The sequence below is a fragment of the Collinsella sp. Sow4_D11 genome (genome assembly GCF_052116465.1).
Lineage (GTDB): Bacteria > Actinomycetota > Coriobacteriia > Coriobacteriales > Coriobacteriaceae > Collinsella.
Window position 1 is genome coordinate 71492 of sequence record NZ_JBQKLA010000009.1, and the last position, 12869, is coordinate 84360.

At 59.1% G+C, this 12869-nt stretch carries 11 protein-coding genes and 1 pseudogene; 7 read left to right on the forward strand and 5 right to left on the reverse strand.

Annotated elements, in window-relative coordinates:
* Positions 1 to 21: 21 nt before the first annotated feature.
* Positions 22 to 1155 carry a 5-methyltetrahydropteroyltriglutamate--homocysteine S-methyltransferase gene (locus ACTQ40_RS05640; protein WP_441563565.1) on the forward strand — a complete coding sequence of 378 codons (1134 nt, stop codon included), beginning with the start codon at positions 22 to 24 and terminating at the stop codon, positions 1153 to 1155.
* 122 nt (positions 1156 to 1277) lie between these two features.
* On the forward strand, positions 1278 to 2612 hold the full coding sequence (locus ACTQ40_RS05645) for a uracil-xanthine permease family protein (protein WP_441563566.1): 1335 nt from the start codon (positions 1278 to 1280) through the stop codon (positions 2610 to 2612).
* 59 nt (positions 2613 to 2671) lie between these two features.
* Here the strand turns inward: ACTQ40_RS05645 and ACTQ40_RS05650 are convergent, their stop codons facing one another.
* Together ACTQ40_RS05650 and ACTQ40_RS05655 are read right to left on the reverse strand one after the other, a co-directional pair.
* The gene (locus ACTQ40_RS05650) at positions 2672 to 3364 is read right to left on the reverse strand and encodes an alpha/beta hydrolase (protein WP_441563567.1); all 693 of its coding nucleotides are present in this window, start codon (positions 3362 to 3364) and stop codon (positions 2672 to 2674) included.
* Between the two features lie 109 nt (positions 3365 to 3473).
* On the reverse strand, positions 3474 to 4787 hold the full coding sequence (locus tag ACTQ40_RS05655) for an NCS2 family permease (protein WP_441563568.1): 1314 nt from the start codon (positions 4785 to 4787) through the stop codon (positions 3474 to 3476).
* 193 nt (positions 4788 to 4980) lie between these two features.
* Between ACTQ40_RS05655 and ACTQ40_RS05660 the strand changes: the two genes are divergently transcribed.
* Together ACTQ40_RS05660 and bsh are read left to right on the forward strand one after the other, a co-directional pair.
* A complete protein-coding gene (locus ACTQ40_RS05660) occupies positions 4981 to 5400 on the forward strand; it encodes a peptide deformylase (protein ID WP_154517060.1) in 420 nt (139 codons plus the stop codon).
* 244 nt (positions 5401 to 5644) lie between these two features.
* Positions 5645 to 6610 carry a choloylglycine hydrolase gene (bsh, locus tag ACTQ40_RS05665; protein ID WP_441563569.1) on the forward strand — a complete coding sequence of 322 codons (966 nt, stop codon included), beginning with the start codon at positions 5645 to 5647 and terminating at the stop codon, positions 6608 to 6610.
* Between the two features lie 279 nt (positions 6611 to 6889).
* Here the strand turns inward: bsh and ACTQ40_RS05670 are convergent.
* Positions 6890 to 7033 (reverse strand): annotated as a pseudogene (locus ACTQ40_RS05670) (KUP/HAK/KT family potassium transporter); the annotation flags it as partial.
* Positions 7034 to 7300: 267 nt separating this feature from the next.
* Positions 7301 to 8212 carry a DMT family transporter gene (locus tag ACTQ40_RS05675; protein WP_427794950.1) on the reverse strand — a complete coding sequence of 304 codons (912 nt, stop codon included), beginning with the start codon at positions 8210 to 8212 and terminating at the stop codon, positions 7301 to 7303.
* 118 nt (positions 8213 to 8330) lie between these two features.
* On the opposite strand from ACTQ40_RS05675, the gene ACTQ40_RS05680 reads away from it, so the two are divergent.
* Both ACTQ40_RS05680 and ACTQ40_RS05685 read left to right on the forward strand, forming a co-directional pair.
* The gene (locus ACTQ40_RS05680; RefSeq protein ID WP_370450624.1) at positions 8331 to 9188 is read left to right on the forward strand and encodes a LysR family transcriptional regulator; all 858 of its coding nucleotides are present in this window, start codon (positions 8331 to 8333) and stop codon (positions 9186 to 9188) included.
* Positions 9189 to 9390: 202 nt separating this feature from the next.
* Positions 9391 to 10872 (forward strand): aminotransferase class I/II-fold pyridoxal phosphate-dependent enzyme, encoded by a 1482-nt coding sequence (locus ACTQ40_RS05685; protein ID WP_441563571.1) that lies wholly within the window; start codon positions 9391 to 9393, stop codon positions 10870 to 10872.
* A gap of 226 nt (positions 10873 to 11098) precedes the next feature.
* Here ACTQ40_RS05685 and ACTQ40_RS05690 read toward each other — a convergent pair whose 3' ends face one another.
* Positions 11099 to 11509: a peptide deformylase gene (locus ACTQ40_RS05690; RefSeq protein ID WP_441563570.1), complete on the reverse strand. Its 411-nt coding sequence runs from the start codon at positions 11507 to 11509 to the stop codon at positions 11099 to 11101.
* Positions 11510 to 11723: 214 nt separating this feature from the next.
* Between ACTQ40_RS05690 and ACTQ40_RS05695 the strand changes: the two genes are divergently transcribed.
* A complete protein-coding gene (locus ACTQ40_RS05695) occupies positions 11724 to 12623 on the forward strand; it encodes a hypothetical protein (RefSeq protein ID WP_427719775.1) in 900 nt (299 codons plus the stop codon).
* Positions 12624 to 12869 lie beyond the last annotated feature (246 nt).

Sequence of the window (12869 nt, forward strand, 5' to 3'; positions counted from 1 at the left end):
TCCATGCAAAAGGAGATTCCTATGAGCAATTCCACCCAGCTCAAAGCGCCGTTTCGCGCCGATATCGTCGGCAGTTTTCTTCGTCCGCAGGCCGTAAAGGACGCCCGCGCTGCCTATGCGGCAGGCGCGCTTGATGCCGAGGGACTTAAGGCAGTCGAGGACGAGGCCATTCGCGATTTGGTGGCAAAGCAAAAGGCCGCCGGCCTGCAGGTCATCACCGATGGCGAGTTCCGCCGCAGCTACTGGCACCTCGATTTTATGTGGGGTCTCAACGGCATCGAGCGCCGCACCTCGCGTACGGGCTATATGTTCCACGATGAGGAGACTACCGCCGACACCGCCGTGGTGACCGGACCTATTAGCGGCGAGAACCATCCGTTCGTCGAGCACTTCAAGTTTGTCAAGGCGCTCGAGGGGGAGAGCCAGGTCGCGCGGCAAACCATTCCGGCGCCGATCCAGACGTTCTCCGAAGTCACGCTCGACCGCTGCGATGGCCAGCAGGAGAGCCTGCGCGCCGTCTACAAGACCGACGAAGAGCTCGCCGATGCCATCACCGCAGCATACCGCACCGTGATTGCCGATCTGTATGCCGCGGGTTGCCGCAACATCCAATTTGATGACTGCACCTGGGGCATCTATTGCGACACTGACTTTGTGTCCAAGACCGGCATGAGCCCGGTTGACCTGCAAAAGGTGAGCGAGCTGGGCGTGGCGCTCAACAATGCCGCCATCGCGGGCAAGCCTGACGACTTGGTGATCAATACGCATGTATGCCGTGGCAACTACCACTCTACTTATGCCTTTGAGGGCGGCTATGATCCCATCGCCCCGTACCTGTTTGCGCATGAGGACGTTGACGCGTTCTATCTGGAGTTCGACACTCCGCGCGCCGGTGGTTTTGAGCCGCTCAGGTATGTTGCGCCCGGTAAGAAGGTCGTGTTGGGCCTGGTGACCACCAAGGCAGCCGAGCTCGAGGACGAGGACGCGATCGTCGAGCGTATTCATGAGGCAGCAAAGTACGTGCCGCTTGAGAATCTGTATCTGTCTCCGCAGTGTGGCTTTGCCAGCTGCGAGATTGGCAACAAGCTGACCGAAGGCGAGCAGTGGGCAAAGATCGCGCTGGTCAAGCGTATTGCCGAACGTGTTTGGAAATAGCGGTACCGTTTGCAAGTGACGGCGCGTGCGAGACATGGTGTATCGCGTACAATGGTTCGGACCGTATCGTTCGGGCAGGTTATCCGCTATGCCCGAGCGCCCTTCCATTCGAAAGGACATCCATGTCCCAGTCCTCGACGCCCGCCGTCACCGATGCCATCTACGACGCTTCGTCGCTCGGCCGCCCGCGCATGTTCCTGCTCGGTCTGCAGCACCTGTTTGCCATGTTTGGTGCCACGGTGCTGGTGCCCGTGCTCACCGGCCTTTCGGTATCGGCAACGCTTTTGTTTGCCGGCTTGGGCACGCTGCTCTTCCACTTCCTGTCACGCGGTAAGGTCCCCGCATTTTTGGGCTCATCGTTTGCCTTTATTGCCGGTTATGCCGCAATCGCGCCCAACGGCGAGGCCGAGCTATTGCCCTACGCTTGCCTGGGCGTTGCCTGCGCCGGTTTGCTCTACCCAGTGCTTGCGGCGCTCTTCCGCGCGTTTGGCGCCAAGCGCGTCATGCGCTTCTTCCCGCCGGTGGTGACTGGCCCCATTGTCATTTCGATCGGTCTGATCCTGGCGAGTTCCGCTATTGCCAACTGCCAGACTAACTGGCTCGTTGCCGTGGTTGCCGTCGCCGTAATCGTCATCTGCAATATTTGGGGTCGCGGCATGGTCAAGATCGTGCCGATTTTACTGGGCGTCGTGGTGAGCTATGCCGTTGCGGCTGCGCTGGGCGAGGTCGATTTCTCCGGCGTCGCAGCCGCTCCCTGGCTTGGCTTGCCCGTCGTGTGGGACAACACGGTGTTTGCACTCTTTGGGCCGCAGTTCGATAGCGGCCTTGCCACGACGGCCATCATCACCATCATGCCGCTGGCCTTTGCAACCATGATTGAGCATATCGGCGATATATCCGCTATTGGCTCCACCTGCGAGCGCAACTACATCGCCGATCCCGGCCTGCATCGCACGCTGCTCGGTGATGGTCTCGCCACGATTCTGGCTTCGCTCTTTGGCGCTCCGGCCAACACCACGTATGGCGAGAACACCGGCGTGCTCGCCCTGACGCGCGTGTTTGACCCGCGCGTGATTCGCATTGCCGCGTGCTGCGCCATCGTGCTTTCGTTCTGCCCCAAGTTCGCTGCCGTGATCGCCGCCATGCCGGCATGCGTTATCGGCGGCGTGTCGCTCGTGCTCTATGGCATGATCAGCGCCGTGGGCGTCCGTAACCTCATCGAGAACCAGGTCGATTTCCAGAACAACCGCAACGTGCTGGTGGCCGCTCTGGTGCTCGTGCTTTCACTCGGCATTGCCTACAGCGCCGCCGGTGGCATCGTGCTGAAGCCGTTCGGCGTGACGATTTCGCTTTCGGGCCTTGCCGTGGGCTCGCTGGTGGGCATCGTGCTCAACGCGATTCTGCCTGGCAACGACTTTGAGTTCGCCGTTTCTGAACTCGAGGAGACTGTCGAGTAGTAGTTGTGTTCAGCTAAATCAAAAAAAATGGCGCCCGTGCGTACGCGTGGGCGCCATTTTTAATGCGTCAGTATCCAGTGTATGCCGCGGGCCATGCGCAGACCGGTTTGGGCAAAGTGGTTACCGGGGTTGAGCTCGAAGGTCGCGGGGATGCCTCGGTCGCCGAGTAGTTTTTCCATTGCGCGTGTGTCGTCGAGTACGTGCCGCATCATGCGGTTGGGCGTCTTGGTCTCCTTTTTGCCGAGTGATAGATAGACGGCGTTGGGCGCGGCTGGCATCGTGTGCCCGTGTGCGTAATCGAGAAATCCGGGAAACCATAGGGACCCCGATGCGCTTGCGGCGCGGTCAAAGGCATCGGTCTGCCAGAGCGACCAAAGCGAAAAGAGGCCCGCCAATGAGTAACCGGCAATGCCGCGCCAGGTAGGCGGGCAGGGAAGTGATGGCTCGACCTCTGGGATTATCCGATTCAGCAGTTCATCGAGAAACTCGGACGCCTGTCCACCAAAGGGCTCGGCATCGCGCACGGTTCCGTCGCATTCCCAAGGGCTCAGCTCGCGATTCCAATTGAGCCCGCCAATGGCGACCAGGGTGAATGGCGGGCAATCAAGCTCAAGACAACGGCTATAGACCTCGGTGCCGTCACCCATGACCGCGGGAAGGTAAATGACGGGCGCGCTTTCGACATGTTTTGAATGAATGGTTATCTGCTTTTGACGCGCTTCCATGACAAGCTTCTCTCTGCATTTCGACATCTACAAATACGATTGTCGCACGTCGGCGTAGGGACCGTCGCTAAAAGAAAGGCGCAGAGCCGCTTGATACGACTCTGCGCCTTGAGGTTTTGCTTTAGCAGCTTTGCCCTTACGCTACAAAGAAGTAGACGAGGAAGGCGAGTGCTGCGATCCACATGAGCGGCTTGATCTTGGAGGCCTCGCCCTTAAAGAGTGAGACGACCACGTAGGCGATAAAGCCCAGACCGATGCCGGCAGAGATGGAGTAGGTGAAGGGCACGCCGGCGACAATCATGAACGCTGGGAAACCCTGCGACACGTCGGACCAGTCGATCTCGGAGGCCTCGCTCATCATGAGGTAGCCGACGTAGACCAGAGCACCGCAGGTGGCGGCGCTGGAAACGATGGTGACGATGGGGGAGAAGAACGCGGCGAGAATGAACAGCACGCCGGTGGTGACGGAGGTGAGGCCCGTGCGGCCACCGTCGGCAGCGCCAGAGGTGGACTCGACGAAGGTGGTGATGGAGGAGACGCCCATAAAGCCACCGGCAGCGGCGGCCACGGAGTCGACGACCAGGATGGGACGGATGTCCTCGACATTGCCGTCCTCGGTCAAGAACTCGCCCTGCTTGGCGACGGCCATCGCGGTGCCCATGGTGTCGAAGAAGTCACTCATGAGCAGCGAGAAGGCAACGACGAGCAGCATCGGGTCGGTCAGGACCTTCACGATGGCCATGTTGCCATCGGCAGTGCTGGCAAACGGGGCGCCAAAGGTCGAGAAGTCGAGCGGTGCGATGAGACCCTCGGGCGCATGGGTGACGCCCAGCGGGATACCGGCGATAACGGCGACGATGATGCCGATGAGCAGCGAGCCCGGCACGTTGCGGGAAGCAAGGGCAACCGTCACGACGATGGAGATGATGCCGACGATAAAGGTGGGGGAGGCGATATCGCCCAGGCCGACGAGCGTACCGGTGCCAGCGGTGATGATGCCGGCGTCGCACAGGCCGATCATGGCGATAAACAGGCCCAGGCCCACCGAGATGGCGTGGCGCAGGACCACGGGGATGGCGTCCATGATGGCCTCGCGCAGACCGCAAAGGACGAGCAGCAAGATGATGATACCTTCGAGGAAGATAACACTCATGGCAACGTGCCAGTCACCGCCGCACATGGTGGCGGTGATGCCCGCAATCATGGCGTTGATGCCCAGGCCCGACGCACAGGCGAGCGGGCGGTTGGCGAAGATGCCCATGCAGATGGTCATGATGCCGGCGCCCAGACAGGTGGCGCAGGCGAGCGCTCCCGCATCGATGCCAGCGCCCGAGAGCACCGCAGGGTTGACGGCGATGATGTAGGCCATCGCCAGGAATGTTGTCAGTCCAGCGCGAAGTTCGGTCCCGATTGTGGACTTGCGCTCGCTGACGTGAAAAAGTTCGTCCATGCATACCCTTTCCTTGTTCGGCCCCGAGTTGAGGCCGATTGACACGAACTTACCTACTATATCGCCTTTGGAAGGTCGATGTTTCTCGCATGTTGAAGTTCGGCGCTTTGTTACAGGCGGACGGTATTTTTCGCATGAAAATGTGTAGGTACCGTATACTTAAGCAGTTACATTGAACTCTTTGGAGGAACGTATGATTAAAGAGCTCTGCCGCGACGAGGCTATCCTGTCCCAGCGTTGCGAGGTTGCGACTGTCGAGGACGAGTCGGTCGCACAGGACCTGATCGATACCATCAAGTCGCTCGAGGACGCCGGCTGCCTTGCCGCCAACCAGATTGGCGTCACCAAGAAGGTCTGCGTCTATCTGGACGACGCCGGCGAGCCCCACGTGCTCTACAATCCCCGTCTGGTGTTTGGCCTGGGCGCCAGCAAGATGGAGGAGAGCTGCCTGACGCACGACGAAATCACCAAGTCCACGCGCTATATCAAGTGCAAGGTTGCCTTTGACCAGATCGTCGACGGCAAGATGAAGGAGTGCCGCCGCGACTACACGGGCTTTGAGGCACAAATGATCCAGCATATGATCGATCACTGTCTTGGAAAGTTGGTCTAAGGAGACCAAAGCGCCGCACCTTGCCGCTCAATCGTCGCTCGCGTACCTTAAGTACGCTTCGCTCCTCTTTCGTGGCAATCTGCGGTACTTTGACCCCTTAGACGACCTGCGAGGTTGACTTGGTTGAGTTTATCTTGCTTGTGTGGTCCGGGCGTGACGATATTGTCATGTCCGGGCTTTTGTGTTTAGCGCCTATTTGTTTGGTAACAATGAGCTTAGCAAGGACGAATGGCTAGGAGGCGCCATGTGCACGAGCATTCGATTTACCGATAATTCCGGCAACATGTATCTGGGTCGCAACCTCGACTGGAGCTTTAGCTACGGCCAACAGGTTCGCGTGATGCCCCGCGGGTTCCATATCCCGTATTCGTTTATCGACGATGCGTCGGCGGCACACGCGGTAATCGGCATGTGCATCGATTACAAGAACTATCCTATGTTTTTCGACTGTGGTAACGATGCGGGTCTGGCTGTGGCAGGGCTCAACTTTCCCGGTTATGCCGAGTATGCCGAGGACCCGGTTGATGGAAAGACCAATATCGCGGCCTATGAGTTTCCCCTGTGGGTGGCAGCGACGTTCTCGACGGTCGACGAGGTCGAGGCTGCGCTGCGCGACACGGTGATTGTTGCCAAATCTGCCGGAGAGGGGCTGGGTGTGTCGCTGCTCCATTGGATTATCGGCGACAGCCGGCGCAGCATCGTGGTCGAGATGATGGCTGACGGTCTGCATGTATACGACGATCCGGTCGACACCCTTGCCAATCAGCCGACCTTCCCGTGGCACATGGAAAACCTGCGCACCTATATCACCGCCACAAGCGATTTTCCTCAGACGGCGACATGGCGTGGTGCCGAGCTCAAGCCCTATGGCGCGGGTGCCGGCATGCGCGGTATTCCGGGTGACTGCTATTCGCCGAGCCGTTTTGTAAAGGCGGCGTACCTCAATGCCAATTACCCGCAAAAAGACGGCGAGGCCGAGAACGTCATTCGCATGTTCCGCTCGCTCGAGGGGGTGGCGATGATCGAGGGCGCGTCCAAGATGGGTGACGGCAAGTTCGAGAAGACTATCTACACCGGATGCTTTAGCGCGCGCACGGGCAATTACTATTACTCAACGTATGAGGATCCGTCGATTCGCTACGTGAGCCTGATGGATGCCGAGGGCGCGAGCCCCGATAGGCTCGTGGTTCCCGAGCCGCGTCGTTCGTAGCCGGCGGTTTTACTGCAATGCAAAGCGGCCCTGCGCCTCCTGTGAGGCGCAGGGCCGCTGTCGTCGACGCGCGACGTCGTTAGAAGTTGGCGTCGCTGAGTTGTTCGCTCTCGAGGCCGTCGAACTGTTGCTGTTCGGGCGTATCGGCGACGCTCCCGAGCAGCTCGGTGGGGTCGACGTTCATGTCCCTACCGGCTTCGTTGCTGTTGACAAGGTCGTTCGAGAAGATATCGACATCCATTTCCTCGGCTTTCTCGATCTGAACTTTGAGCTGGAGTTATTGGCGAGCAGCGCCGCGCCGCCGATCATGGCAGGTAGAATCAGCCACGGCGCCACTTTGCGCACCAGGCTAAACAGGGCGAAGATGCCGCTCTCGTTGTGGTTGTCGGCCTTCATGGCGATTACCACGTACTTGACCGTGCTGGTCTTGGAGGTTTGCCTCCAGTTTGGCGTGCGCCACGTGGACTCCCTTGGACATCCGGTTATCTGTCTTGGACAGATAACTTTTATGCCGTCTTTATACATACAAGAGCTGTTTGGCACATCGGGTAATTTTAGACAATAATCCCCAGCTGGGGATTATTTATGTACGCAGGTAGCATTTCAAAACAGGGGCGCATCCGCTGTATGGCGTTGCTGCAATGTAATAACCGCGGACGCGCTCCTGCTTTGAAACCGAAGAGGGAACTTTTAGACGCGTGCTGCCTGAGCGATACCGGTCTTGGCGCCTGAGCGTTTACCGGCGAGTTCGCAAAAGATCGCGCCGCCGATGATAAGCACGGCGCCCATCAGGCGGACTGGTGTTATGACTTCGCCCAAAAGGGCGGACGAGAACACGACGGCCGAAAGCGGCTCGAGGTAGCCGACGACAGCGACGGTCTGCACGGGCAGTTTGGCGACGGCGCTAAAGTAGAGCAGACAACCGATGCCGGTGTTGACGACGCCGAGCATAGCGACGGCGCGCCAATCGATGGTTGCGGCGATGCTGGCGGACAGGAATGAGGGGGTGCCTTGGGTGACGAGTGTAAGGACCAGCGCGGTCACAAAGGCGGCGCTCACCTGGAGCGCGGAGTTCTCGAGGCCTTCGATGTGCGGCGCGCCCTTGCTGGCGATGACCATCAATGCATAACAGAAGGCCGAGGCGATTCCGCAGACGATGCCCGCAATGGGCATATTGCCGCCTAGACCTTGCGCTGCAATGAGAAAAGCGCCGCAGGCGACTGCGATAAACCCGGCGATTTTGCCACCGGTTAGTTTTTCGCCAAAGATAAACGGCGAGAGGGCCATGACGATGATGGGGCCGCAGTAGTACAGCAGCGAAGAAACGCCGACGCCGATCGTCTGATAAGCGCGGAACAGAAAAATCCAGCTGGCGCCCAGCGCGGCTCCCGAGAGGAGGAGGGCTGCGGCTTCGCGGGGGCGAGAAGGCGCCTGCAGCTTATGGCGTTGGGTAATGGCGAGGATGGTGACAAGCGAAAGGGCTCCCAGAAAAGTGCGTAGCAGCACGATATCGGAGCTCGGGAGTGCGATGGCCGCAGCGATGATGCCGTTGGAGCCAAACAACAACAATGCTGCTAAATACGTAATCAATCCGTTGTTCATGCGCTGCCGTCCCCTCTATATCCGTGCATGTTCACTATGGTTGAACTGGCTTTAGAAGAAAAGCGAATATAATGCATGGAAAACATGACAAAAACTCATGCAAAGGTGGAGGCATGTCGTGGAAACGAATATTCAAAAGATGCAGGTGCTGCTGGAGACCGTGCGCGCTGGAAGCTTTACGCGTGCTGCCGAGCGCCTGAGCTACTCGCAATCGGGCGTGAGCCGCATGGTGGCCGATCTTGAGGCCGATTGGGGCTTTAAGGTGCTCGACCGCAGTCGTGAAGGTGTTGCTCTTTCTGCCGACGGGCGGCAGGTCATGCCGGCTGTCGAGGCGCTCTGCGAGGAATTCGTTCGCTTGCAGCGACGGGTGGATGAGATGCGCGGGCTCATGCGCGGCAAAATCTGCATCGGTACGTTTTCGAGCGTGGCGACCCATGTGCTGCCGCCGGTGATTGCGCGTTTTCGTGCTGATCATCCAGACGTCGATTACGAGTTGCTGATGGGCGACTATTCAGAGATTGAACAATGGGTGGCAGAGGGTCGCTGCGATCTGGGCTTTATCCCTCGTGAGCCCCGAGAAAACGGCATGACATCGCTGCCTTTGGTGCGTGACGAGTTAATGGCGGTAGTGCCGTCAGGCTCGTTGTTTGCCACGGCGGAGGTCGTCTCTCTTGCCGACTTGGCCAACGAGCAGTTTATTCTGCTAGAACGCGGCACCGATGACGAGATTACGCCGCTGTTTCGTCGGGCGGGACTGGCAGTGCACTCAAAACTGTCGACCTGGGATGACTATGCGATTATGGCTATGGTCGAGGACGGCCTGGGTGTGAGCATTCTTCCCGCGCTCATCATGCGCCGCTGTCAGTTCGATGTTGCCGTGCGTCCGCTCGAAGGGCATCCCCATCGGCAGATCAACGCCATATATCGAACGGCCGATGTTTCGCTTGCCGCCGCCCGTTTTCTCGAATACCTCTAAATGGGCGCACGTCGTTACCGCCTTGGGATAAATCTTGAGGTTTGGGTCATGTTATTTTTGAAATTGAACTTTTAGAAATAGCACGGCGCTATACTGCTTGCTAAATTGAACCTTGGTTCAATTCGTGTACTATAAATTGAACTTTGCCAGCAAGGAGGTTCCTGTGACCCAAGAGACGTTTAGCGATCGCCTGCGACAGGCTATGTCCGATCGCGACGTTCGCCAGTCGGACGTAATCCGCGCATCGGAGATGCTCGGCAAAAAACTCGGCAAGAGTCAGATGAGCCAATATGTGAGCGGCAAGACGATTCCGCGGCGCGATGTGGCAGAGCTACTCGCCCGCATTTTGGAGGTCGATGTTACCTGGCTGCTCGCCGGTGACGCCGATCAAGGCGAGACATCATCGACCCACAACGTTTCCAAGCCCGAACCCTATCCCTCAGCTCAAATTGCAAGGAGCACCACCATGCGTACTTTTTCTAAATCCACCAAGCTCGAGAACGTTCTGTATGACGTGCGCGGCCCCGTTGTCGACGAGGCAGCCCGTATGGAGGACGAAGGCGAGTGCATCCTCAAGCTCAACATCGGTAATCCGGCGCCCTTTGGTTTCCGCACGCCCGATGAGGTCATTAAGGACATGCGCCAGCAGCTGCCCGACTGCGAAGGCTATTCCAACTCGCGCGGTCTGTTCTCTGCGCGCAAGGCGATCATGCAGTATTCGCAGATCAAGGGCCTGCCCAATGTTCAGATGGAACATATCTACACGGGCAACGGCGTGTCCGAGCTCATTCAGCTTTCGATGAACGCGCTGCTCGACAATGGCGACGAGATTCTGATTCCCAGCCCCGATTATCCGCTGTGGACGGCGTGCGCAACTCTTGCCGGTGGACATCCCGTGCACTATCTGTGTGATGAGCAGGCCGATTGGTATCCCGATCTGCAGGATATGGAGTCCAAGATCACGAGCGCGACCAAGGCCCTCGTCATCATCAACCCCAACAACCCCACGGGCTCGGTCTATCCGCGCGAGGTGCTCGAGGGCATCGTTGAGATCGCGCGCAGGCACCAGCTCATGATTTTTGCCGACGAGATCTATGACCGCCTGTGCATGGACGGCTACGAGCACGTCTCCATTGCATCGCTCGCCCCCGACCTGCCCTGCATTACGTTTAGCGGCCTGTCCAAGTCGCATATGATCGCGGGCTATCGCATTGGCTGGATGGTGCTTTCGGGCAACCAGCGCTGCATGAGCGACTTCATCATGGGCATCAACATGCTCTCCAACATGCGCCTGTGCTCCAACGTGCCGGCCCAGTCGATCGTCCAGACGGCGCTTGGCGGCCATCAGTCGGTCAACGACTACATCCGCCCCGGCGGTCGTGTCTACGAGCAGCGCAACTTTGTGTATGAGGCGCTCAGCAAGATCGACGGCATCTCGGTGGTCAGGCCGCGTGCGGCGTTTTATATCTTCCCCAAGATGGATGTTAAAAAGTTCAACATCACCGATGACGAGCAGTTTGCCCTCGACCTGCTGCACGAGAAGAAGATCCTCATCACGCGTGGCGGCGGCTTCAACTGGGCTGAGCCCGATCACTTCCGCATCGTGTACCTGCCGCGCATGGAAGTGCTCAAAGAGTCGCTCGAAGACCTCGCCGATTTCTTTGACCATTACCGCCAGTCCTAATTGGTTCCGCCGTTCTACCGAACGGCGGACCGCTTGACGCTACGCGAGCCGCATTCACGCCAATCTGACGTTCAATTTCGAGGGCGCGACCAGAAGGTCAGCGCCCTCTCATTTCACGTCACCTTGGCGCAAATGCGGCTCGCTCGCTGTCGTGTGCTCAGCCTGCGTCGTTACCATGATCCAAAGGGGACGGAGGAAAACAGATCATTTTCCTTGACTCGCGGAACTATATAACGACGCCGTTGCAGTGGTCGATTTCGTGCTGGATGATCTCGGCGGTGTAGCCCGAGAAGTTTTTGATGCGGTGGACGAAGTTCTCGTCCAAATACTCCACCTTAATGCGACGATAGCGGGTGCAGGGACGCTCGCCGATCAGCGAGAGGCATCCTTCGCTGGTCTGATAGGCATTGACCTGCTCAAGAATTTGAGGGTTGTACATCAGGAGCGTCCTGTTGCCGTCCTTTACGCAGATGATGCGTTTGCGCACGCCGATCATGTTGGCGGCGAGCTCCACGCACTCGTGCTCATGCTCGTGGAGCGTATCCAGGAGGTCCTGCCCGATCACGGCATCGTCGGGCCCTGCGTCTTCGGAAGGCAGGCGCAAAAAGAACTCGGATTTCATGATGGGCTTAATCATGGCGGGCTCCTTAAGGTGGACACGTTTGGTTCAGGCCATGATACCGCGACATGTCGCATTAATGTGTGCACATAGATTCTGCAGCTAGATTGGATGGCGACACCATAAACTAAGGGACGTTTTGCCGAGAGGCATGAATGTTTAAAGCGCAAAGAGTGCGCGACGGGCCCCGCGAATGGGGCGATGATGCCCGAGAGGGCCAAGAAGGAGTCTCATGTCCGAGAACGAAGAGATCATGAACGAGACCGAGAACGAGACCATGGCTGCCGAGGTCGAGGCAGTCGAGACCGTGGAGACCGAAGCTACCGAGGTTGAGGCTGCTGACGAGGTTTCCGCCGAGGAGGAGGCCGAGGTTGTCGAGGCCGCCGTTGATTACGATGACGAAGAGCTGATGGACAAGATGCAGAAGGCCGCCCGCCTGCTGCGTAGCCGTCGCTTTGCTATTTCCAAGGAGGAAGAGGCTAAGGCCGAGCGTATGGCGAACATCGAGCGCGCCATCAAGCTCCTTGACCTCAAGCCCAAGATGGAGCAGAAGGAAATGTCAGACCTGCTGGGCATGCGTCTTCGTGAGCTCGATGGCCTGATGGCCGAGGCCGAGGCTGCCGATCTGGTCGGCCGCATCGACAACGCCGAGGGCGATATGCGCAAGATCGTCGTCTTCGCTGCCGAGGATGCCGCTGAGGGCCTGGTCGAGCTTGCCAACAAGAAGGAGAAGCTCCTGCCCGAGCTTTCTTACGAGGAGGCCACCGAGCTGATGGCCGCGCTCGATAAGGTTATCGCTCCGCTCGTCGCCATGGGTCTGGACGAGGATCGCGGTCCTCGCGGCGGCCGTGACGACCGCGGTGGCCGTGGCGGCGACCGTGGCGGTCGCGGCGGCTTTGGCGACCGCGGTGGCCGTGGCGGCGACCGAGGTGGCCGCGGTGGCCGTGGCGGCTTTGGCGACCGTGGCGGCGATCGTGGCGGTCGCGGCGGCTTTGGCGGCAACCGTGGTGGCTATGGCGACCGCGGTGGCAACCGTGGCGGCTTCGGCGGCAACCGTGGCGGCGACCGCGGCGGTCGAGGCGGCGACCGTGGCGGCCGCAACGGTGGCGGCTTCCGCGGCAACCGCTTTTAGTTACGGCGTTTTACCAAACGCCGTAACGGGCCGACGCTGCAAGCCCGCCAGAGCGGCAATCTGCCTTTCAACTTCGGCGGCATGACCAGAAGGTCAATGCCGCCTCGTTTCAAGGCGCCCTGCTCGCGTGTACGGGTTTTCGCTCATATGACCCAATCCGCTGTCAAGAGCCACAATGGCCCCGCCGACCGCTTGCAATCGGTCGGCGGGGCCTGCCGTTGAACCCGTCCCGGTCCGCCCCCGGCA

Coding starts and splice junctions, on each gene's coding strand:
- ACTQ40_RS05650 (WP_441563567.1), bottom strand. CDS start 3,364: ATGTCGAAATGCAGAGAGAAGCTTGTCATGGAAGCGCGTCAAAAGCAG.
- ACTQ40_RS05645 (WP_441563566.1), top strand. CDS start 1,278: ATGTCCCAGTCCTCGACGCCCGCCGTCACCGATGCCATCTACGACGCT.
- ACTQ40_RS05655 (WP_441563568.1), bottom strand. CDS start 4,787: ATGGACGAACTTTTTCACGTCAGCGAGCGCAAGTCCACAATCGGGACC.
- ACTQ40_RS05695 (WP_427719775.1), top strand. CDS start 11,724: ATGTCCGAGAACGAAGAGATCATGAACGAGACCGAGAACGAGACCATG.
- ACTQ40_RS05690 (WP_441563570.1), bottom strand. CDS start 11,509: ATGATTAAGCCCATCATGAAATCCGAGTTCTTTTTGCGCCTGCCTTCC.
- ACTQ40_RS05675 (WP_427794950.1), bottom strand. CDS start 8,212: ATGAACAACGGATTGATTACGTATTTAGCAGCATTGTTGTTGTTTGGC.
- ACTQ40_RS05640 (WP_441563565.1), top strand. CDS start 22: ATGAGCAATTCCACCCAGCTCAAAGCGCCGTTTCGCGCCGATATCGTC.
- ACTQ40_RS05685 (WP_441563571.1), top strand. CDS start 9,391: ATGTCCGATCGCGACGTTCGCCAGTCGGACGTAATCCGCGCATCGGAG.
- ACTQ40_RS05660 (WP_154517060.1), top strand. CDS start 4,981: ATGATTAAAGAGCTCTGCCGCGACGAGGCTATCCTGTCCCAGCGTTGC.
- bsh (WP_441563569.1), top strand. CDS start 5,645: ATGTGCACGAGCATTCGATTTACCGATAATTCCGGCAACATGTATCTG.